The following is a 19,466-nucleotide window of genomic DNA, read 5'->3' on the forward strand; positions in this document are numbered from 1 at the left end:
CAAAGAAACATTCCGAATCCAAGTGTCATTCAGAATTCGGATACCAAAAACGGTCCAAAACTTTCGTTCGGGATTTCTTCTTGACCCAGGATTTTCTTCAAGCTTCTTAGCAGAATGTTCCAGCGTCTTATTTCCAGGATTTCTTCCTTTACGGACAAACCATCTGGCTTCCTGATTTTCGGTACCGTTTTCTTGTCTTTATTTTTGGCATGGCAGTACCAAACAGGAATTCGGGTCGGAGACGGTGCAATTAAACAACAACAACTTGCGGACCTTCTACAAAACGGTTTTCCGGATTTTTCCTGCAGATACGCCGGCAAAGCAATAGATCCTGAGTTTAGATTTTTACCTTTGGATCTGAAAAAAGGGTCTACCATGACCCATGTTTATAATGGAAAATGTTATTATGTTTTCCCTTTTTATTATACCGCCATTCAGTATCCTTTCGCTCTCCTAATGGGAAGATTCGGAAGTTTTTTCCTATCTTTACTCTTTGGAATTTTAACACTCAAAGTATTATTCCGGATTTCAGGAATATTAGGCTTACAGGAAAAATCCAAATTTTTCTATTTGATCTTATTACTTCTAGGTTCCGCATTCAGTTTATTCTCCACGGACCTATCCGAAACGGTGTTGGCGATCTATGGAGTGACCCAAGGGATCTATTTTCTACTCAAAGAAGAAGGATCTTCTCAATCGTCCGATTTTGTATTTGCAGGCGGATTTTTCGGATTCGCGGCATTCTTTAGGCAGGAAACCATTCTGTTAGCAGCAAGTCTTTCCATAGTGTATGCTTTTCGAATATTCAGAAATCCAAAAACGGCATTGCTCCCTTTTACTTTCGGGACTTTTTTAATCGCCCAAGCTTTTATCAATTATTCCGTAGTTGGACATCCATTAGGTTCCCGGGGTTATCTGCAAGAATCCTCTTCTTACGATTTCGTTTCTCAGATCTACTACTTAGGACAATTGGTGTTTTTAGGCAACGGTTCCTTGGGATTATTCGGGGCCTATCCCGCATTGGCATTTATCGTTTTATGGAGGCCGAAATCGGATTCGATCACTCGTGTCCTATACGGACTCGGGATCTTTGTACTTCTATCCGGGCTTTTGACCTCTACCAAATTTTGGCAAGGTGTACTGTTTGGACCCAGGTTCTTAATGACCATTCTCCCCTTTTTACTTTTGTTCCTATTTTTCGTATTAGAAAAAAATTGGGAGAAACTTAGTAAACCGTTCAGGATCACAGCCATTCTTCTTCTTTCCTACTCGATTGTAGGAGGGATCGTATTCGATAGGCTATATTATAAATTCACAAAATCGGTTGTGAACGAACAAAAAGAACTCAGCGATCATACTTCCATAATAGTGATCTACAGAAAAGGTTCCGTGTTCTTACCTTCCAATTCGTTCCGAGAAGAAAGAGAAGTATATGAGATCGATTCCACTGAGTCTTTTGAGGCTCTTTTAGAAAAATTGTATGGGATCGGAAAAACTCAAGTAACGGTAGTCGGATTTAAGGATTCGTATCCAAAAGATGTTCTGGTCCCCAAATCGGAACATTTCGAATTTAAGAATAGGACGTTCTACCAAAGCCCGTCGATCAATATGGAAACTTTAGAATTTTCTAAAATAGACAAGTGATATTAGTTTCGCACAGAGTCCACGGAGCACACAGAGGTAAAAAATATTGGAATTAACCTCCGTGATCTCAGTGCCCTCCGTGCGAACGAAAATGCACAAACTCGGATTTACACGCAGAGACACGGAGTCTCTTTTGTAGGAGTTCCGACATGGTGAAAAACGAATCACCTTAGCACGATGTGGGAGTTCCAACACTGCGGCTTCGCAGTGAGATCTATTTCCCCCAGACCCTTCTAAACAGATCCGATTCTAATAGATTTTTCGGATCTAGTTTCTTCTTCATAGCTCTGAATTTTTCCAAGTTCTGCTTCGGCATAGATCTTCTGTAAACCTCAGGACGAAGGGTACTATCTTTTGCAAAATAGAATCTTCCTCCGTTCTTTACGACAATCTCATCCATTTCTTTGGCAAGTTCCCAAAGTTTAGCCTTATTTCTTTTGGTAACGGGAAAGTCCATGGCCATGGAATAACCGTCTACCGCATGAGTGAGCAAAAACTTATCCGGTCTATGCTTCTTAAATACCGCAAGCCAGTTAATGATCCCTCTTTTTTGACAAAGACTTAGGATCTCTTCGAATCCTTTGACTGCATTCTCTTTTGGAATAAAACTTTGGTATTGGATCATAGCGCCAGGTTTGTACATAAATTTCCAATTCGGCACATAGTCCAAAAGAAAAGCATACTCCGCATGCCCCTGCTGATACGGTTTATTATTATTTAAAAATCCGGAGATCCATTTTCCGAAGTTCACGAATCTCATTCCAAAATTATTGCTGAATGGATACATGAATAACCACATCCAAGACTTAGGAATGATCCCGAGGAATGTGCTTGGAAGGATTTGGTTTTCCAATTTGCAATTTTCCGGGAAATCAGGATCTTCTCCCGCTTTTAAGTGAACTGCTTTGTGAATCTGACCGCGGCCTAAACTTTTTCCGGAAGCGAATGAATCCACCCAACCTACGAGATAATCGGATTGTTTGTATTCTTTTTCGAAATAATCGTACATCTCTTGTAGGTTTGCGGTATTCACCGGCCAAACCTTCATCTTACCTGAATAGATCTTTTTAAGTTTGATAGTGACTGTTAGAAATGCTCCGAGCATTCCGAAACCGGAGATCGCGGAATAAAACAGATCCGAATTCTTTTTAGGAGAACAAACGGATTCTTTTCCGTCGGGACTTAAAAAAGTAAATTCTTGGATATGATCTCCGATCGGTCCGACAGCAAAATTATTCTTTCCATGAATATTCATGGAAAGGGCTCCACCTAATGTAGGGAACATTGTTCCACTTACGACAGGCGGCCAAAATCCTCTTTCGATACCGAATTCCCAAAGTTGTTTGATAGTAACTCCGGACTCCGCCACCAAAATGCCGGTTTTAGGATCGAAGGATAAGATCTTATTAAAGTTACGGATATCTACTACGATCCCTTTTTCGTTCGTCGCGGCGTCTCCGTAACTACAACCACCACCCCTAAACGCGACTTTTGTATTCGTATCTCTTGCATAAGAGAATAGATCCTTGAAGTCTTGTATGGAACTAGGTAAAAATACCTTACTACTGGAGAAATGATTCATTCCCCAAGCTTCCACCTTTTGGACAGGACTTAAACGGGATTCGAATTCTTTCGGATCGAAACCCGCTTTTTTCGTTTTAGGGGACGCACTTTTTTTAACGGTCTTTTTTTTGGAGGCGGTTGCCATTGTAGATCACCTTTTCCTTAAACGGAAAGTCTTCTGAAAATAAAAGAAGGGATGAGTCGAATGATCAAAGAGACCAAGGCCCAACGAGCTGGAACATAAAAATTCTCTTTACCTGCATTTACTTTTTCTAATATAACTTGAGCGGCTTCCTTGGCTGTGATGAGCCACAGAAGCCCGGACAAACCTTCCGTCATCGGAGTTTGGATCATGCCCGGTTTTACGGTAACTACTTGGATCCCTTTTACCGCTAAACGATTTCGTAAAGCCTCTAAGTAAGTGGACATTCCGGCTTTGGATGCGTTGTAAACAGGATTTCCCCTACGGCCTCTATCACCTGCGATGGAAGAGATACCTATAATTTTGCCCGCCTTCTTCTCTTGGAAATAAGTAGCGGCAGAGTCCAACCAAGCCACACAACCTAGAAGATTCACTTCCAACATTTCCAGGTCTTTTTCGACAGGAAACTCGTCCGCGCCAACTCTATGCATCACACCGGATGCGTAATAAATTTCGTCCAAGCCGCCTAAAACTTTTACGGCCTTTGCAAATTCTACCGGGACCTTGGAATATTCCGTAACGTCATGTTTAACGAATAAATTCTTAGCTTTGGAGGAGGAAGGGAGTTTTTTCAGCTCCTTCTCTCTTCTTGCAAAAGCCGCGACTTGATGTCCTTGTTCGATCAATTGAGATGCAATTTCTTTTCCGATACCGCTAGATGCGCCTACTACGATGATCTTTTTAGCCATACCAACCTTTCTGGGACGTACGGCCGTTATGACAAGTCTGATTTGGGGGGTTTGGAGAGAATCCCGGGGTGGAAATCCCGATCTAAAAATTAGTCTTTTTCTCAACTGGTTTAACGTTCGAAAAAGTATTTCTCCGAGCCCTTTCCAATTTTGTAGGATTTCTAAAATTTCACGCAGAGGCGCAAAGACGCTAAGGGATGTATAGGAGTTCCTACAAACATAAATTCTCTGAGGCTCCGCGACTCTGTGCGAAAATACTTCGTGTCTCTTTCCATCTCCTTGCGAAAGTTGCTCTCACATTTTCATCGGACCAGATCTCCGTTGGGACCATTCTCCGAAATATAATCCGATAGAAAGGCTCCGCTCTCTTTCCAGACTCCGGAACTACGATCTAAAATTTCGGAAGGTTTCCAATTCTTTTTATAATCCATCTTAGGATGTCCCGGAAGGAAAAGACCCAATTGAAATTCTTTAAAACTATTTTCCTTGGCCCAAAGAATGGAAGAAAGGATGAGGAAATTTCCCAAACTCCTTTTCCTTTCTTCCGGATCAAAAACGGAATACACGGCGGACACGGTTTCAAGTCCCAGATCCAATAATATCCAGCCTAAAAGTACATCGTTTTTATAAAGTAGAAGTTCCCTAGAATGCAGAGAACCCTCATACATCTGAAATCTCATGTTCTCCAAAATTTCAGATTCGGATTCGCCATAACTTCCCTCGTGACGTGACCTTTGGTACTTCACGTATAAATTCTTTTTTTCATCATTGATAAGAGGAGGAGAAATTTGCAAGGTCAGATCCTGATTCTTTTTGATGATCCTTTTATGATTTGAAGAAGGAAAAAAATCGGATAACATGACCCGATAGCTCAGGCAATGAGAACATACGGAACAATTCGTCCGATAAAAGAAATTACCGGACCTTCGGAAACCGAAACGAAAAAGATCGTCTAAAATTTCAGGAGGTATTTTTTCCTTATAAAAGAAACCTTTCACCTTGGAATTTCGATCCGGGTAATAAGCACATTCCGACTCGGGAGTTTCCGGAAGAGAATTTAGGAAGGTAAAATAATCCAGCCTCATCTTTGCCATGGTAGGTATCCATTTTTACATTGCCAAACCAAAGCCTTCGAAGGATAGGACTATTGATGGTATTTGGTTTAATGATGGATCATCCGGCACGTTGGAACGCATATAGATTGGCTTTTGGATTCACGATCCTTAGCTATCTTTTTTATTTTTTATCCCTTCCTTTCGTTCTGTTCGCCTTATTAGCAGCCGGACTTTTCTGTCTGATCGGAGGGCTTTTTTTCCCTCACACGTTCGATCATTTGTTTCGAACTTGCCAATCATTGATTTTAGGAACACTTTCCCTTTTTCTTTCCATACTCATCCTGATCGGATATCTAATTTTCTGGAGACCATTCCTATTCGTTTTCGGATCTAAAGACCGAGAATAAACCAGTGAAAAAGTTTAAAATATACTGTGACGGCGCTTCTAAAGGAAATCCGGGGCCTTCTTCCATTGGGGTTGCCGTTTACGTAGGAGAGGACGAGGTCCATTCTATTTCCAGCAGGATCTCCGACGGAACCAATAATATGGCGGAATGGGCGGCTTTAGAAGCAGGAATAGAATATTGTCTCTCCCAAAAAGCAAGCGAAGTTACCGCTTATCTGGATTCCGAGCTGGTAGTAAAACAATTCAAGGGAGAGTACAAGGTCAAATCCCCTCACCTCCAAGTTGCAAAGGAAAAGGTCAAAGGTCTCACTTCCAAATTAAAACTTTTTTCCATCCATCATGTTCCCAGAGAGAAAAACAAGCGGGCAGATAAACTGGCCAACCTAGCTTTTGAAGCTTAAATTTTCGGGCGGCTCTTCGCTCCGCTCAGACCGGGCTACTGCGGGCTCCGCTATCGCTCCGGTCCTTCGGACTTCCCCTTCGTATCCCTGCCGCGGTTTACTTACACTGAGGCGCAAAGACGCGGAGAATTATGAAATGAAAATACTTGGCGGTCTTTGCGACTTAGCTTGAAAAAAGCTTTTCCCGTTGGAATTCCTCCCGAAAAATTTGATGCATGGGCCGTAAAAAAATCCTAATCCTGATCCTTCTTCTTTTTATCCAAACCTGCAAGGCCGGTATCCTAGACAAAATGAAAGATCTGAAAAAAGAAGGAAAGTATTTGGATCTTGCGATCCTTTGCAATGAACATAAGGACGAAGAATATAAAGAGATCTGCAATTCTGCCTGGGATGAAACGGGAAAAAGGATCGACCAGATCCTTTCCCAACAAGCGGATCTTCCTTTTTTACGAGTTTCCGTGGACGAAAAAACCAAAAAGCAAATAGAAGAAATTTTTTCCAAAAACCCCGCACTGAAAGACCGTTACCTACCGATTTGGAAAAAGATCGTCCAGGAATGATGAGCCCCGATCCGAGCCAACTCATCTCGCAAATCCCTTCTCCTTTTTTAGAGGACTTATTAGAGATCAGCTCTTCCATCCGAAATTACGGAGGGGAAGCATATCTAGTCGGAGGAAGTGTCCGAGATCTGGTTTTAAATAAAATCCCTCATGAGTACGATCTTGCGGTTTCCATTCATCCGGAAGAAATTCTGAAGATCTTCAAAAGAACCGTTCCTACCGGAATCAAACACGGTACCATAACGATATTATTCCATGACAGATCCTATGAATTGACCACATTCAGAAAAGACGAAGACTATATAGACGGAAGAAGACCGGAAACAGTACAATTCGGGGTCAGTCTAAGCGAAGATCTAAATAGAAGGGATTTTACAATGAACGCACTTGCCCTGGACCTTCGGCAAAAGATCTTAGTAGACGAACATTCGGGAATAGAAGACATTCAAAATTCTTTAATTCGGACCATAGGAAACCCTGTCTCCAGATTTACCGAAGATGGGCTTAGACCTGTTCGAGCCATTCGATTTGTTTCCACACTCGGATTTAAGATCCATCCGGATACCGAAGAAGCGATCGAAACATGTAGATCCGTCACGGCAAAAGTTTCTCCGGAAAGAATACATGACGAATTTTTAAAAATACTTAGAAGTAAAAATCCGATCGAAGGTTTTGATTTATTAAAAAAACATAAAACTCTGGAATTATTCACCAAAACAAAATTGTATTCCGGAGATTGGGACGAACGTAAAATCGGATTTTCCAAACTTCTCCAAACCTCTGAACGATCCAAATTGGCCTATTTTTTGCTTTCCTGTTTTTCCGAACAAAGCTGGCTTGTTGACTCGAGTGTTTTCTTTAAAGAACTGAAATTCTCCAACCAACGAACCAAGGATTCTCAGTTTCTCTTAAAAACTCTATACTCTCTCTTCCAACTAAAAGAAAAATTACGATCTCCTTCAGGGCTTCGTAGCCATCTACTACATCCGGTCGCACAATATGCGGGAAAAAAAGAACTTTTGAACTGGTGCTCTGAACTTTCTCTTCTTTGGTCCGCCGCTCTAAATGAAGATGCATTCTGGTTCGAAAGTGCGGAAGAAGAATCCAAAAAGAACCCTCCGCTTCTTCTCTCCGACCTGGTCATTGACGGTCACCTGATCCGGGAAAAATTTCCCGAACTACCGGCTCCGAAATTGGGGGAGGCTTTACGTTCTTCCTTACTGTCCGTGCTCCAAGACCCAAATCTAAATTCAGCGGACTATCTTCTGGATCAGATCCGGAAATCTTTGTAAACTAGAGTGATCACCGAAAGGAAAACCGTCGAAGTTACTACAAATTCTTTCTTCATTTCCAGCTCTGGTCTCCAGTTTCGCCAAAACATCCATTCCTCTGTTTATTCCCCCAGCAAATTCGATTTTGCTCATTTTTTAAGCATATTGCGCGTCTATGAAATTTAGCCCGAAAAGATTATAAATTATAAGCATCAAATATCCGATTTAGAATCGTTTTTAAGCCAGATTTAGTCTCTTTGCCTATTTTTATCGTGTTGGCACGCTAGTTGCATAAATGGAGGCATAGGAGATTTAGGAGAATGATGAGAAAAAAAACAATTAGTCTCATTGCTTCCTTGGTTTTACTATCTTCTTCGTCCATTTTTGCCCAAGCGAAGAAAGATGAAAAACCAGCCGCCGCACCAGCTTCACCGCCGGTCGAGGAAAGCAAAGCATGGTACGACAAGATCAACCTTTCCGGATTTGTCGATGTTTACTATCAATATGTAAACAACAACAAACAAGGCTCGGATGTGGACGTCAGCCGTACCTTCGAAACTTATAACAAGCAGTTCGCAGTGAACTCTGTCGAGTTGGATGTTGAAAAGGTTGCCGAGAAATCAAGTCCCTGGGGATTCAGGATCGACTTTATGAACGGTCAAAACGCGATGTTCCAAGAACGTCCTTTCTATACGACAAACGGAATTTATAATATGAACCTGTTGCAACAGGCATATGTATCTTTCTTTTTTCCAGTATTAAAAGGTCTGACCGTAGACGTCGGTAAGATGGCTACACATATCGGCTACGAAGTATTGGAATCGAAAGATAACATGAACTATACCATCGGGTATATCTTCTTCAATACCGTTCCGTTTATCCATACCGGTGCAAGAGCTAGCTTAGCGATCAACGATCGTTTGAATGCAGGGTTCTATTTGTACAACAGTGCGCAAGGAACAGGATTCACTGCTAATGGTGACCAATTCGGTTACAGCGGGATCACTCCTTATGGAGATCCGGCAACCGGTTCAAGCTTAACGAATACCGCTGTTCACCCTTACTCCGACGGAAGAAGGGAACAAAAGGCAGTAGGTACTCAATTAAAAGCTACCGTTATTGAAGATAAGTTCAATATCGTGTGGAACACATTGTATGGAAACGACAACACTGTAGGAAGACCGACAAACGGTCAGTTGTACTCCTGTAATCTTGCCGGGGTGACTACTTGCAGCGTTCCTTCCGACGGAAAAATTGACTACTGGTTCGTAAACAACTTAATCCTTTCTGCTACTCCGACTGATAAACTGACGATCAATTTCGACTGGACTTACGGAGAAAGAGGCGGTCAATCGAATACAGCTGCTTTCGGATGGGATTTGACAGGAACAGATGTTTCCGGATATCCTTACGGAAGACCAGACAAAATTAAGCAGGTATACAACACCTTCGGTCTTTGGATTAAATATGCTTTCACCGAAACCTTCGCATTGGCATTCCGTGCGGAAAGAATCGATGACAGTAAATACGGCGGACCTCTCGTCGTAAACGCACCGAACACTTTCGTATCCCCTTACGTAAATTACGGTGCATCGGATTGGAAAGCTCCGATCGTTCAGGATATCCTGACTAACGGTTTCAATCCGGCTAGCGCTGAGCATGTTGCCGCAGTAGCAAGCCTTACCCGTGCTGACCTCCTATATGCCGATATCAGCGGACAAAGAGCATCCGCGGCGGGATATGGTATGTTAAGAACATACACTATCACTCCAACCTACACTTGGTCTGAAAACGTAATTGTTAAATTGGACTTAAGAAGGGACGAGGGTCCAGGAAAACAATTTATCGATCGTAACGGAAATCCAACAGAAGGCCAATTTGGTGCGACTCTTGGTATCGTAGCGAAATTCGATTAATAGAATTCTTGCGACTAACTTACTTACGACCTAAGTTAGTCGAAGTTGAAAGGTCTGTTAGAAAATTTCTAACAGACCTTTTTTTATTTGTATATGATCCTGAATTTTGATTACTTTAATTGGTAGGTTTATTAGGGGCTTTATGATTGACTTTTTGGACGATCCCCTTTTGGAATCTGATCCGGATCTCTTTGTCAGGAGCGTAACCTAACTCGTAAACTGAAACTGGTCTCCGATAAATCCAATCCTCATGAACGTTATTCACATATTGGATCTCATCCGGCTCTCCGATTAGATGTTTTACGAATAGTTTATTCTTAAATTGTATCCTATCCTTCAAATCCTGTCGGATCTGTAATTTACTCCTTTCTTCTTCACTCAATTCGGGGTATTGACTTTCAGACGCCTTAGCTTTAACTGCATCTTTAGAAACGAACTCTTTACATTTTACTTCGTCGGAAAAGGTAGTCATACAATCCGAGTATAGCTGCTCGGGCGTTTTCACATCCCACCCGTATTTCATCTGCATACATGCGGAAAAAAGAGTGAGGGGAAGGAGATATAAAATGGCGGTTTTATGGGGCTTCATACTTTTTATGACCTTATTACTTTCTGGTATGTTCCTTTTTATAAATTTCAGCCAGAAATTCAACCGGATCTTATATTTCAGGAAATGTTTATTGTTAAACGGAATATTTTGCGGAAATCCAGTCTAGGACGATTACAACGATAAAATTTTACTCTTCGGATAACCCATCATCAAAAATAATACAAGTATCTTAGAAATCCAGATCGGATTGTCCCGACATGGCAACCAATTGCCTTCTCAAAGAATGAGGAAGGACATTCCAGCAAGATCTGAAAGTCTTTTTCCAAAAGCCGCCGTCTGCTTTTTTCAGTTTTGCCTTTAAGTGCTCGCTCATCTTCAAACCCTCTTTAAGATTTTTAGAGCGAAAAAAATGTAAAAAAACTTCTAGCTACAGGTCAATTCTCGGTTCGGAATTCCAAAAATCTATCCTTGAAATTGTAGTTCCCTAAGATAGATTTTTCCGATTTATACGTCGAATATTAGATCACTTTTGATACCGGCAACCGCCCAAACATCTTGGTCTTTCTCCGCGTGCGCTAAGCAGCCAAAACCCCATACACGACAATTGCTATCCCAACCAGATTTGCAGATACTCCGATTCCACCTAGGATCTTTCCAAGTGGAGGATTTTCCTTAAATTCGTCTTTGATACCTTGGAGCCAGTCCACAGTATCTTTTAAGGCAATAAAACCGGAAGAAACAGTAAACGAGATCGCCCCTACTAAAGCTGTCGTCTCGGAAAGTGCAGCAAATTGAAATGCGAATACCAGACCGAGTATCATAGCTCCTTGCATCAATGGTCCGATATGTGCGGCTTGCAAATACCTAGAAGGAAATTCAGCCTTCATTCTAGCGAAAGCATACGCAAATCCGGTTAAACTTCCATACGCTAAATTTAAGACCCCGGTTAAGATCAAAATTTTTTCAGGTACATTCATAGTCATCACCTATCTATATTTGAGCTTAGTGCATACTTTTGATATGATCGGAGTCAATTCTGTTTTCATTCTTTATAAAAGGAAAATAAAAAAGGCTGCGAAATATTTCGCAGCCTTTACAAAGGTATTTGAATTTAATTATTAACCAAAAATCCTTACCGGTCAGACCTTCTTTGGATTTGAAAGAATTTATTCTTTAACCATAGAATCATTTTCGTTTTCTCCGACTGGTTTTTCTTTCGGAACCACCGCCTCCGGAAGCGACAGGCATCGCCTCTGCCATAGGATTTTTAGGTTTAGCTCCCTGTAATTCCTGGAAGCCTCCAGTCAGTTCCTGTCCAACTTTTTTATATTCTTTTTTCTCTTCAGGCAACTGGGTTTTTTCGGTAACTTCTACACGGAGTAAGAAACTAACGATCTCATATTTCATGTTCTCGATTGCTTGATCGAATAATCGGAAACCTTGGAGTTTATATTCTACAAGCGGGTTTTTTTCTCCGTAACCTACCGTCCAAATCCCTTCTCTCAAATGATCCATGGAGTAAAGATGTTCTTTCCAGCGATGGTCCAGAATATCTAGGAAGATATTTCTTTCCAAAAGTTTCCAAACGTCTGAACCTATACGCTCCGCTTTTTCTTGGTAGAAAGTTTGTGCGGCATTATTCAAAGAATCGAATACGGCTAATTGTGGATTTTTGGATTTTTTGATCGCTTCTTGGTCCACCTTCCAAGGAAGTCCGAGACTTTCGAACCATTCTTTTAAAACATCCCATTCCCAACCGTTTGGATTTCCTCCCTCGCAGGTGGCGACAACTTGGGCTTCTATCATTTCTTCTAAGAAACTTTTTGCCTGCCCGGTTACATCTCCCCCTTCCAGGACCTCGTTTCTCATCTTGTAGATTACGATACGTTGGCGGTTCATTACATCATCGTATTCCAAAAGATGTTTCCGAATATCGAAGTTATGACCTTCTACCCTTTTTTGGGCTCGGGCAATGGCGTTAGATACCATCGGATGTTCTATCTCTTGCCCTTCCGGCATCTTGAGCCTTTCCATGATGCCTGCGATCCGATCCGATCCGAAAATCCTCATCAGATCGTCTTGTAAGGAAAGATAAAATCTACTGGAACCCGGATCTCCCTGACGACCCGAACGACCCCTAAGCTGGTTATCGATCCTTCTCGCCTCGTGTCTTTCCGTTCCTAAAATATGAAGGCCGCCCGCTTCCAGGACTTCTTCGTGATTTTTTCTCCATATTTTGGCGCTAGTTAATATTTCGTTTGCTTTGGATTTTTTGGCCTGAGAATCCAATCTTTGCGAAATGGACTCAGCTCTTTCCAAATCAGCACGAACTACAGCTTCCTTAAATTCGGTGATCACTGGATCGGATTCTTTCCAAGATTCCAGACTTTCCTTAAATAATTGAGCTCCGCCTAGAACGATATCGGTTCCCCTTCCCGCCATATTGGTGGCAATGGTAACCGCTGCGGGTTTTCCTGCGTTTGCTATGATCTCCGCTTCTTTTTCGTGGAACTTAGCGTTTAACACGTTATGCGCAATTCCCGCTTGGCTCAAAAGTTTTGCGAGAACTTCCGATTTTTCGATAGAAATTGTACCGACAAGCACAGGTTGCTTTTTGTCTCTACATTCTTTGATCTCATTTAAGATAGCGGTGAACTTTTCTTTTTCGGTTCTATACACTCTATCCGCTGCGTCTTTTCTTTGGACCGGGACATTCGGAGGGATTACGATCACATCTAGATTATAGATCTTATGGAATTCTTCCGCCTCTGTGTCTGCGGTTCCGGTCATACCGGACAGTTTTTCATACAATCTGAAATAGTTCTGGAAAGTGATACTTGCGAGAGTCTGGGATTCTCTTGCGATCGGAACTCCCTCTTTCGCTTCCAATGCCTGGTGGAGTCCGTCCGAATATCTACGACCGGACATCAAACGACCGGTGAACTCGTCAACGATGATCACTTCTCCGTTTTGGACCACATAGTCCACGTCTCTCTGGAATATTTTATGAGCCTTTAATGCTTGGTGAACGTGATGTACTAAATCCACGTTTTGAGGAGCGTATAAGTTCTCGATCCCTAGGATCTCTTCCACATGGGCAACACCCTTTTCCGTCATAAGAGTGTTCTTTGCCTTCTCATCCTTCTCGTAATCCTCACCTTCGACGAGTCTAGGAATGATCTTATCTATACGAGTATATTTGTCCGTGGATTCGTCGGATGGACCGGAAATGATGAGTGGGGTTCTTGCTTCATCGATGAGAATCGAGTCCACCTCGTCTACGATCGCAAAAAAATGAGATCTTTGCACTTTGTGATCGATATGAGAAACCATATTGTCTCTCAGATAATCGAAACCGTACTCGTTATTCGTTCCGTATGTGATGTCCGCAGAATACGCTTTCTTACGATCGTCATGCTCCATATCGTGCTGGATGATCCCGACGGATAATTCCAAGAAATCGTAAATCGGTTTCATCCAATTCGCGTCCCTTCTTGCCAGGTAATCGTTCACCGTAACCACATGAACTCCCTTACCCGCAAGCGCATTCAGATAGACGGCCAAGGTAGAAGTTAAAGTTTTACCTTCCCCTGTTTTCATCTCGGAGATATTCCCCCAATGAAGGGCGATCCCTCCCATCATCTGCACGTCGAAATGGCGCATCCCTAATTTTCGGAGGGCGGCTTCTCTTACCGTAGCGAACGCTTCCGGAAGAATATCATCCAAGGTTTCTCCCTTCGCGAGTCTTTCTTTGAACTTTCTAGTTTGAGAAGAAAGTTCGGAATCGCTAAGAGAGCGCATGGACTCTTCCAAAGAATTGATCTGAACTACAATCGGAGTGAGTCTTTTGAGGTCTCTTTCGTATTTACTTCCGAATAAAACCCTGAGTAATTTCTGAATCATGTATGCACCATCAACCGTTTCGTCTTATGATAATAGTCCCGGAATTTCGGGACATTGGGTAGAATATTATAAATCCAAAATTCCTTCGAAGAGCGCCCTACCCGCTCTTTCCATCTGAGACCTCAGATCTTCCGTTTCGGGTCCGGGAATCCATCCTGCTTTTTTGATAAACTCAGAATGTACTTTCTTCCAAACGTCTAACATTATCTGTGTCACTTCCAGATGACATTGGATACCGAATACACGATTCTTATATCCGAACATCTGGTTAGAATAAAAACTTCCTTGTAATAAATGATCCGCTCCCTTTGGGATCTCGAATACGTCTTCATGTAAATGAAATGCAGGAAAGGTAGATATTCCGTTCAATTTAGAAAATGCGGGATGAGAAGGATTTACTACTTTCACGTCAGAGAAACCAACTTCCGGACCCTTCTCCCCCTCATAAACTTTCGCTCCCAAAACGGTCGCTAAAATTTGAGAACCAAGACAGATCCCGATCACCTTCTTATCTTTCATAGATACCAAGTGAGACGCAAGTTCCAGCCAAGGTTTAAAAAATCTATGCTGTTCGGGATCGTGAACCGTTTGAGGACCACCCAAGAATACAACAAGATCGAACATCTGATGAGCGGCCGGAACGATATGCACTCGTTCATCGTACGCATTATGATAGGTAATCCTATAATTCCTAGCTTGCAAAGAATCTAATAGAGTTCCGGGACCTTCGCAGTCCTTGAACCGAACGATGAGGCATCTCATGATTGGCCGGCCATTCTTTTGAAGAAGATCACTTTCATATTTTTAGGGATTTTATTCGGATCGGACTCTTCGCTGATCGGCCCGATAAAATTATAATATAAGATCAAAGGTTTTGTTTTGAATAGAAGTGTTTCAGGAGTTCCGGTTACAAGTCCTTCCGTGCGATCCACTTTAAACGGGGGCTTCATGATGAGGACAGGGAGTTGTATTCCGAATTTTTTAACTTCTTCTTTCATAAGAACCGCGGCTTCTTTCATTTTTTGTTCCGTAGAAAGAGCTTCCGGATTATCGAAAAATATATCCGGATCCACGATCATATATAACTTGATATGCGGAGTTTTTTTCAATTCTGCATTCAGATAATTTAAAACAGGAATTTCCTTTATACAAGGAAGGCAATTTGGTCCGTACACATTCAGAGCAATTCTATCGGCGGCAATATCGCTGATACGGATCTTCTCTCCATCCAAACTGATACCTTCAAAATCTTGGACACCTAGATTGGATTGTTCTGATGGAGCACATACGGTAAGTAGGCTCGAAATGAATAAAAGGATTAGGCGGAAGAAAATCCCCTTGGAAAAGGGAAAACTAAGCCTGGAATCGGAGTTGGCCTGAGAATCCATGGGCGTTTACCAAAATCGAAGATTCTCCCCAGAATTCAAGGAATAAACGAAAGATATAAGGGATTGACAGAGAAGAGAAATTGAGAATGATGGTAGTTTCAAAGGCCTCTATCCCCTCTCAGGAATACAAAATGACCCAGAACCAGAACTCAGAATTCGATATTGTAACTTTGATTGAACTGGCCAAAAAAAACAAGTACGAAAGAGCCGTAGCCGGCTTCCAAATCCTGGATAGAATCGACAGACTCGAATTACCTAAAAAAATCAAAGGACGCAAACTTGCCGTCCAAGCGATGTTTGCACTCGCAAACGAAGAAGTTCAATATAAATACGTAACCAAAGAAGAAAGAGCCACAATCGAGGCGGAAGCACAAGGCAACGGAGCCACTTATTCCCAATTCAACGGACTTTTCGAAGCACCTCAAGCTCCGATCGCTGAAGAAGATATGGAAGAAGATTTCATTCCGGAAGAAGCTGCGAAACCTCTTATGGACATGGAAGATGGCGAAGAAGGAGAATCCTACGACGAAGAGGAAGACGATTCCGATGACGACGAGGATGAAGAAGAGGAAGATGACGATGATTCCGACGACGATGAGGAAGAAGAAGACGAGGATTAAACAATCTTTCAGCTTGTCCGGCAATCCGACGGTTCTCTGAATTTGAAGGAGGAAAATTCCTCCTTCCACCTACATTCCACACAAAATCCGATCAAAGAGGGAGAAAGAATCTCCCTTTCCATTCCTTCCCCACTTGAAAAAGACGAATTCCTGGTGATCATCGGGATCGGTTGCGGGTATCATGTGATTTCGTATTTGAAATCTGTCGAAGAACCTACAAAAATCCTACTCATAGAACCATTCTCCGAACTAGAATCCTTGGTTGGGTCCGAATTGAGAGAAAAATTAGGCGAAGTTCCAATCTATTACGGTTGGGAAAAATTTGAAACCTTAGACAGATCCGACTGGATGCCGGCTGGGACCAAGAACCTGCGAATATTCATTCACCCGAATTATTCAAGACGGTATCCGGACCTATGTGAAAAGATTTCTTCCTTCTTCCGGAAAAAGGAATCTATCTCTCAAAACAGACTCGCGAAGAAGGAATTCGGCAGACTCTGGGTCAGAAACTTCTTCAAACATCTGCAAAAGTCTTCTGAAAGTCCGGATTCCTATCGTATCTTGGGAAAATCCCTTGCTCCTAAACCTGGAAGGATCGGATGTTTTGTAGGAGCTTCGCCAAATTTAGAATCAGAGATCGATTGGATCCGGCAAAATAAGGAAAAATTATTCCTACTGAGTTCGGATACCGCACTCGGATATTTATTAGAGAATGGTATCCAACCTCATGCGGTGCTTTCCATAGACAGTGGACTGGGGACATTCTACCATTTTCCTGAGCGAATTCCCGAGAATATTCCGATCTTCACTTGGTTCGGCGGAGCGTGTCGGATCTTCGACCTGAAAAATCCGAAAGTAATCTATCTTTCCACTCATCCATTGGACCAGATCCTGGGCGCTAAATTTTATCCAATGGCACCGATCCTAGAAAATCCAACTTTGAATGTGGCAGGCCTCGCAGTTTCCTTATTCCAATCCTTAGGAGCAGAATCCGTTCTACTGAAAGGATTTGGATTCGAGAGAGAAGGAGGAAAAACTCACTGTAGATCCACAGGTTATGAAAGATACGACAGATTTTTCATCGATCGCAAAACGAGCCTATATAATTCGAGATACATACCTGAGTCCAAATGGAGAACTAGAACGAGCGTCCTAGAAACATTACAAAAATGGAGTCCTATCCCGATTCTATCCGAAATCGACTCGAATATTGAATCATTTCCCGATTGGGAAAATTCTCTCGAAGACTACCCTTCTTCTTTTCCAGGTTCCGGACAGAATTGGAGAAAACTCTGTTCCGGAATTTCGGAACTTCCTCATGAGATCCGGATCCTTCTCCCCAGAGAAACCAATCTCTTAGATCAAAGATCCTAATTTTAAGTCGAAGATACGACAGTAAGAAGATTCTACTACTTGACATTCCGGGAGAATTCTCCAAAACTCTCTAGTTCCGGGAAACCGGCCACCTTTCGGTCTAGGATTATGAATAAAGGTTATATTATTTGTGTCGATGATGAAGTGTCGGTATTGGAGACTCTCCAGGAACAGCTTCATAACGAGTTCGGAAAAACTCATGAGATCGAAACCGCAAGAAGCGCCGAGGAAGCACTTGCCCTACTGGATGAGATCCAAGGTTCCGGTTATGTGATCGAAGTGATCATTACGGATCAGGTGATGCCCGGTATGAAAGGGGCCGATTTTCTGGAATCGGTCCACAAACGGTCTCCGGATTCGATCAAAATTCTGCTCACCGGTCAGGCCGGTTTGGATTCCGCCATCCACGCGATAAATTTCGGGGGATTGAGCAGATACGTGGAAAAACCCTGGAATATAGAGGATCTAACCAAGGACATCCGATCTTTGATAGAAAAGTTCCGGCAGAACCTGGAGAATCAACATTTAGTCAATGAGCTTAACAGAAGAATTAAGGAACTCGAAGAAGAAAACCGAAAACTGCAGCAAACAGGTGAATAAACAGCTGCAGCATTCCCGCTTTTCCAAAAACAAAAAAGGATTTATTTCGCTTGGAAGCATGTATGCCGTTTTCTTGGTATTTTGCTTTATTACCTTCAGCGAAATTTCTTCCAAAGAAGCCCCACCAAAACCAAAATATACGGAAGAGCAGATCCGTAAAAAGAAGGAAGTTCTCCATAAGATCCTAAAATACGGGACCACAAAAGAAAGAGCAAGCGCTCTCAGAGAACTAGAAGATTTTCCAAAGGAAGAAGCAGGAGAACTGTATGACCAAGTCGGAGTGATCCTTTCCAAGGATCCGGATTGGTCCATGAAGATCTATGCACTTCGGATTTCCGGAATCCTAAAACTCACACAATTCGAAGATAAAATAATCGCATTATTAAAACATGACCAACAAGACGTGCAGAAAGAAGCAGTCTATGTAGTAAAAAAACTCAAATTCGATTCCGGAATTCCTGTTTTGACGGAACTACTCAAAGGCCAGGACTTCACCAAAAATTCGAATTTCCTGATCGCACTCATCGAAACACTGGGAGAATTTCCTCAAGCAAGCGATGCATTCTCCGTGTTAGAAGCAAGATTCCAGGAGAAGTTTAACGATCCTGAAGTAAGAGCGCAAATCGCACTCTATTTCGGAAAAATCAAAAAATCATCGATCGAGAGCGTACTGATCGCAACTGTAAAAGACGAAAAAGAACCGATCACACTTCGCGCCTACTCGGTAAACGCACTCGGAAAGATCAAATCGGAAGCTGCGATCATTCCACTCAGAGAACTATTGGAAAAGATCCGGGCCTTAAAATCCAAGAATGATATCCAGGATTACCAGGCTCTCAAAATACACACGATCACGGCTCTTGTTTCCTTAGGAGATAAGGAAATTATAGAAGAATTATATTCATTTGCAAGAGACGACGATGCAATGGTCCGACTTAGAGCCATCAAACATTTAGCGGAAACGGAAGACCCTGCAGTGATCGAGATTTTAGAATACAAGGCACAAAGAGATCCGAGTGAAAAAGTAAAACGTGCCGCCCAAACCGCTTTAGACCAACTACGCAAAAAATTAGATCCGAATTTTGTTCCTTCCAGCTCTGAGACCAAACCTGCGAAAGATACTAGCACAAGAAAAGTCAGTGGATCCGGTTCTTCCACTAGGAGATCTAGACCGAGTAGCGAAGGCGGAGAAGGTTCCAATCCGGTTCCATTGAGTGGAGAAGGAAGCGGATCTTCTTCCGGGGGAGGATCTTCCGGGTCAGGAGGTTCTTCTGGTGGAGGCAAACCATCCGGTGGAGAATCAGAGGATCTGGAAAACGATTAG

At 42.3% G+C, this 19,466-nt stretch carries 19 protein-coding genes; 10 read left to right on the forward strand and 9 right to left on the reverse strand.

The window, feature by feature from the left end:
• The first annotated feature begins 114 nt into the window (after positions 1–114).
• The gene (locus AB3N61_RS09930; RefSeq protein WP_367897486.1) at positions 115–1,644 is read left to right on the forward strand and encodes an LA_3751/LA_3752 family putative glycosyltransferase; all 1,530 of its coding nucleotides are present in this window, start codon (positions 115–117) and stop codon (positions 1,642–1,644) included.
• Positions 1,645–1,858: 214 nt separating this feature from the next.
• On the opposite strand, the gene AB3N61_RS09935 is transcribed toward AB3N61_RS09930, so the two are convergent.
• The 3 genes from AB3N61_RS09935 to AB3N61_RS09945 form a co-directional block, all read right to left on the reverse strand.
• A complete protein-coding gene (locus AB3N61_RS09935; protein ID WP_020771589.1) occupies positions 1,859–3,352 on the reverse strand; it encodes an FAD-binding oxidoreductase in 1,494 nt (497 codons plus the stop codon).
• A 17-nt stretch (positions 3,353–3,369) separates the two neighbouring features.
• Positions 3,370–4,098 carry an SDR family NAD(P)-dependent oxidoreductase gene (locus tag AB3N61_RS09940; protein ID WP_367897487.1) on the reverse strand — a complete coding sequence of 243 codons (729 nt, stop codon included), beginning with the start codon at positions 4,096–4,098 and terminating at the stop codon, positions 3,370–3,372.
• 302 nt (positions 4,099–4,400) lie between these two features.
• The gene (locus AB3N61_RS09945) at positions 4,401–5,192 is read right to left on the reverse strand and encodes an arginyltransferase (protein WP_367897488.1); all 792 of its coding nucleotides are present in this window, start codon (positions 5,190–5,192) and stop codon (positions 4,401–4,403) included.
• A 56-nt stretch (positions 5,193–5,248) separates the two neighbouring features.
• Here AB3N61_RS09945 and AB3N61_RS09950 point away from each other — a divergent pair, with 56 nt between their 5' ends.
• From AB3N61_RS09950 to AB3N61_RS09970, 5 genes are all read left to right on the forward strand, one after another.
• Complete coding sequence (locus AB3N61_RS09950; RefSeq protein WP_367897489.1) at positions 5,249–5,560, forward strand: hypothetical protein; 312 nt, start codon at positions 5,249–5,251, stop codon at positions 5,558–5,560.
• Between the two features lie 4 nt (positions 5,561–5,564).
• On the forward strand, positions 5,565–5,960 hold the full coding sequence (locus tag AB3N61_RS09955) for a ribonuclease HI family protein (protein ID WP_020771592.1): 396 nt from the start codon (positions 5,565–5,567) through the stop codon (positions 5,958–5,960).
• A gap of 215 nt (positions 5,961–6,175) precedes the next feature.
• A complete protein-coding gene (locus AB3N61_RS09960) occupies positions 6,176–6,520 on the forward strand; it encodes a hypothetical protein (RefSeq protein ID WP_367897490.1) in 345 nt (114 codons plus the stop codon).
• Positions 6,517–7,812: a CCA tRNA nucleotidyltransferase gene (locus AB3N61_RS09965; protein WP_367899080.1), complete on the forward strand. Its 1,296-nt coding sequence runs from the start codon at positions 6,517–6,519 to the stop codon at positions 7,810–7,812. The genes AB3N61_RS09960 and AB3N61_RS09965 overlap by 4 nt, the downstream gene beginning before the upstream one ends.
• A 299-nt stretch (positions 7,813–8,111) precedes the next feature.
• Positions 8,112–9,707 carry an outer membrane beta-barrel protein gene (locus tag AB3N61_RS09970; RefSeq protein ID WP_232421133.1) on the forward strand — a complete coding sequence of 532 codons (1,596 nt, stop codon included), beginning with the start codon at positions 8,112–8,114 and terminating at the stop codon, positions 9,705–9,707.
• Positions 9,708–9,822: 115 nt separating this feature from the next.
• Here AB3N61_RS09970 and AB3N61_RS09975 read toward each other — a convergent pair whose 3' ends face one another.
• The 6 genes from AB3N61_RS09975 to AB3N61_RS10000 form a co-directional block, all read right to left on the reverse strand.
• A complete protein-coding gene (locus tag AB3N61_RS09975) occupies positions 9,823–10,179 on the reverse strand; it encodes a hypothetical protein (RefSeq protein ID WP_036091120.1) in 357 nt (118 codons plus the stop codon).
• A gap of 307 nt (positions 10,180–10,486) precedes the next feature.
• Entirely contained in the window at positions 10,487–10,630 is a 144-nt protein-coding gene (locus AB3N61_RS09980; protein ID WP_020771630.1) for a hypothetical protein, read from the reverse strand.
• A gap of 202 nt (positions 10,631–10,832) precedes the next feature.
• Positions 10,833–11,234 carry a hypothetical protein gene (locus AB3N61_RS09985; protein WP_367897491.1) on the reverse strand — a complete coding sequence of 134 codons (402 nt, stop codon included), beginning with the start codon at positions 11,232–11,234 and terminating at the stop codon, positions 10,833–10,835.
• A gap of 208 nt (positions 11,235–11,442) precedes the next feature.
• Positions 11,443–14,160: a preprotein translocase subunit SecA gene (secA, locus tag AB3N61_RS09990; protein ID WP_367897492.1), complete on the reverse strand. Its 2,718-nt coding sequence runs from the start codon at positions 14,158–14,160 to the stop codon at positions 11,443–11,445.
• A 66-nt stretch (positions 14,161–14,226) separates the two neighbouring features.
• Complete coding sequence (locus tag AB3N61_RS09995; RefSeq protein ID WP_367897493.1) at positions 14,227–14,922, reverse strand: type 1 glutamine amidotransferase; 696 nt, start codon at positions 14,920–14,922, stop codon at positions 14,227–14,229.
• Positions 14,919–15,548, reverse strand: a complete 630-nt coding sequence (locus AB3N61_RS10000; RefSeq protein WP_020771631.1) for a TlpA family protein disulfide reductase — start codon at positions 15,546–15,548, stop codon at positions 14,919–14,921. The genes AB3N61_RS09995 and AB3N61_RS10000 overlap by 4 nt, the downstream gene beginning before the upstream one ends.
• An 86-nt stretch (positions 15,549–15,634) precedes the next feature.
• Between AB3N61_RS10000 and AB3N61_RS10005 the strand changes: the two genes are divergently transcribed.
• The 4 genes from AB3N61_RS10005 (at position 15,635) to AB3N61_RS10020 (ending at position 19,466) form a co-directional block, all read left to right on the forward strand.
• Positions 15,635–16,168 carry a hypothetical protein gene (locus AB3N61_RS10005; protein ID WP_036091116.1) on the forward strand — a complete coding sequence of 178 codons (534 nt, stop codon included), beginning with the start codon at positions 15,635–15,637 and terminating at the stop codon, positions 16,166–16,168.
• Between the two features lie 42 nt (positions 16,169–16,210).
• A complete protein-coding gene (locus AB3N61_RS10010; RefSeq protein WP_367897494.1) occupies positions 16,211–17,542 on the forward strand; it encodes a 6-hydroxymethylpterin diphosphokinase MptE-like protein in 1,332 nt (443 codons plus the stop codon).
• A 108-nt stretch (positions 17,543–17,650) separates the two neighbouring features.
• Positions 17,651–18,142, forward strand: a complete 492-nt coding sequence (locus tag AB3N61_RS10015) for a response regulator (RefSeq protein ID WP_036091112.1) — start codon at positions 17,651–17,653, stop codon at positions 18,140–18,142.
• Positions 18,075–19,466 carry a HEAT repeat domain-containing protein gene (locus AB3N61_RS10020; RefSeq protein WP_367897495.1) on the forward strand — a complete coding sequence of 464 codons (1,392 nt, stop codon included), beginning with the start codon at positions 18,075–18,077 and terminating at the stop codon, positions 19,464–19,466. The genes AB3N61_RS10015 and AB3N61_RS10020 overlap by 68 nt, the downstream gene beginning before the upstream one ends.

Source organism: Leptospira sp. WS58.C1, from assembly GCF_040833995.1.
GTDB lineage: Bacteria > Spirochaetota > Leptospiria > Leptospirales > Leptospiraceae > Leptospira_B > Leptospira_B cinconiae.

What these genes read in the sequence shown, in the direction of transcription:
- AB3N61_RS09930 (WP_367897486.1), top strand. Translation starts at nt 115, where the DNA reads ATGTTCCAGCGTCTTATTTCCAGGATTTCTTCCTTTACGGACAAACCA.
- AB3N61_RS09935 (WP_020771589.1), bottom strand. Translation starts at nt 3,352, where the DNA reads ATGGCAACCGCCTCCAAAAAAAAGACCGTTAAAAAAAGTGCGTCCCCT.
- AB3N61_RS09940 (WP_367897487.1), bottom strand. Translation starts at nt 4,098, where the DNA reads ATGGCTAAAAAGATCATCGTAGTAGGCGCATCTAGCGGTATCGGAAAA.
- AB3N61_RS09945 (WP_367897488.1), bottom strand. Translation starts at nt 5,192, where the DNA reads ATGGCAAAGATGAGGCTGGATTATTTTACCTTCCTAAATTCTCTTCCG.
- AB3N61_RS09950 (WP_367897489.1), top strand. Translation starts at nt 5,249, where the DNA reads ATGGTATTTGGTTTAATGATGGATCATCCGGCACGTTGGAACGCATAT.
- AB3N61_RS09960 (WP_367897490.1), top strand. Translation starts at nt 6,176, where the DNA reads ATGGGCCGTAAAAAAATCCTAATCCTGATCCTTCTTCTTTTTATCCAA.
- AB3N61_RS09965 (WP_367899080.1), top strand. Translation starts at nt 6,517, where the DNA reads ATGATGAGCCCCGATCCGAGCCAACTCATCTCGCAAATCCCTTCTCCT.
- AB3N61_RS09970 (WP_232421133.1), top strand. Translation starts at nt 8,112, where the DNA reads ATGATGAGAAAAAAAACAATTAGTCTCATTGCTTCCTTGGTTTTACTA.
- AB3N61_RS09975 (WP_036091120.1), bottom strand. Translation starts at nt 10,179, where the DNA reads ATGACTACCTTTTCCGACGAAGTAAAATGTAAAGAGTTCGTTTCTAAA.
- AB3N61_RS09980 (WP_020771630.1), bottom strand. Translation starts at nt 10,630, where the DNA reads ATGAGCGAGCACTTAAAGGCAAAACTGAAAAAAGCAGACGGCGGCTTT.
- AB3N61_RS09985 (WP_367897491.1), bottom strand. Translation starts at nt 11,234, where the DNA reads ATGAATGTACCTGAAAAAATTTTGATCTTAACCGGGGTCTTAAATTTA.
- secA (WP_367897492.1), bottom strand. Translation starts at nt 14,160, where the DNA reads ATGATTCAGAAATTACTCAGGGTTTTATTCGGAAGTAAATACGAAAGA.
- AB3N61_RS09995 (WP_367897493.1), bottom strand. Translation starts at nt 14,922, where the DNA reads ATGAGATGCCTCATCGTTCGGTTCAAGGACTGCGAAGGTCCCGGAACT.
- AB3N61_RS10000 (WP_020771631.1), bottom strand. Translation starts at nt 15,548, where the DNA reads ATGGATTCTCAGGCCAACTCCGATTCCAGGCTTAGTTTTCCCTTTTCC.
- AB3N61_RS10005 (WP_036091116.1), top strand. Translation starts at nt 15,635, where the DNA reads ATGATGGTAGTTTCAAAGGCCTCTATCCCCTCTCAGGAATACAAAATG.
- AB3N61_RS10015 (WP_036091112.1), top strand. Translation starts at nt 17,651, where the DNA reads ATGAATAAAGGTTATATTATTTGTGTCGATGATGAAGTGTCGGTATTG.
- AB3N61_RS10020 (WP_367897495.1), top strand. Translation starts at nt 18,075, where the DNA reads ATGAGCTTAACAGAAGAATTAAGGAACTCGAAGAAGAAAACCGAAAAC.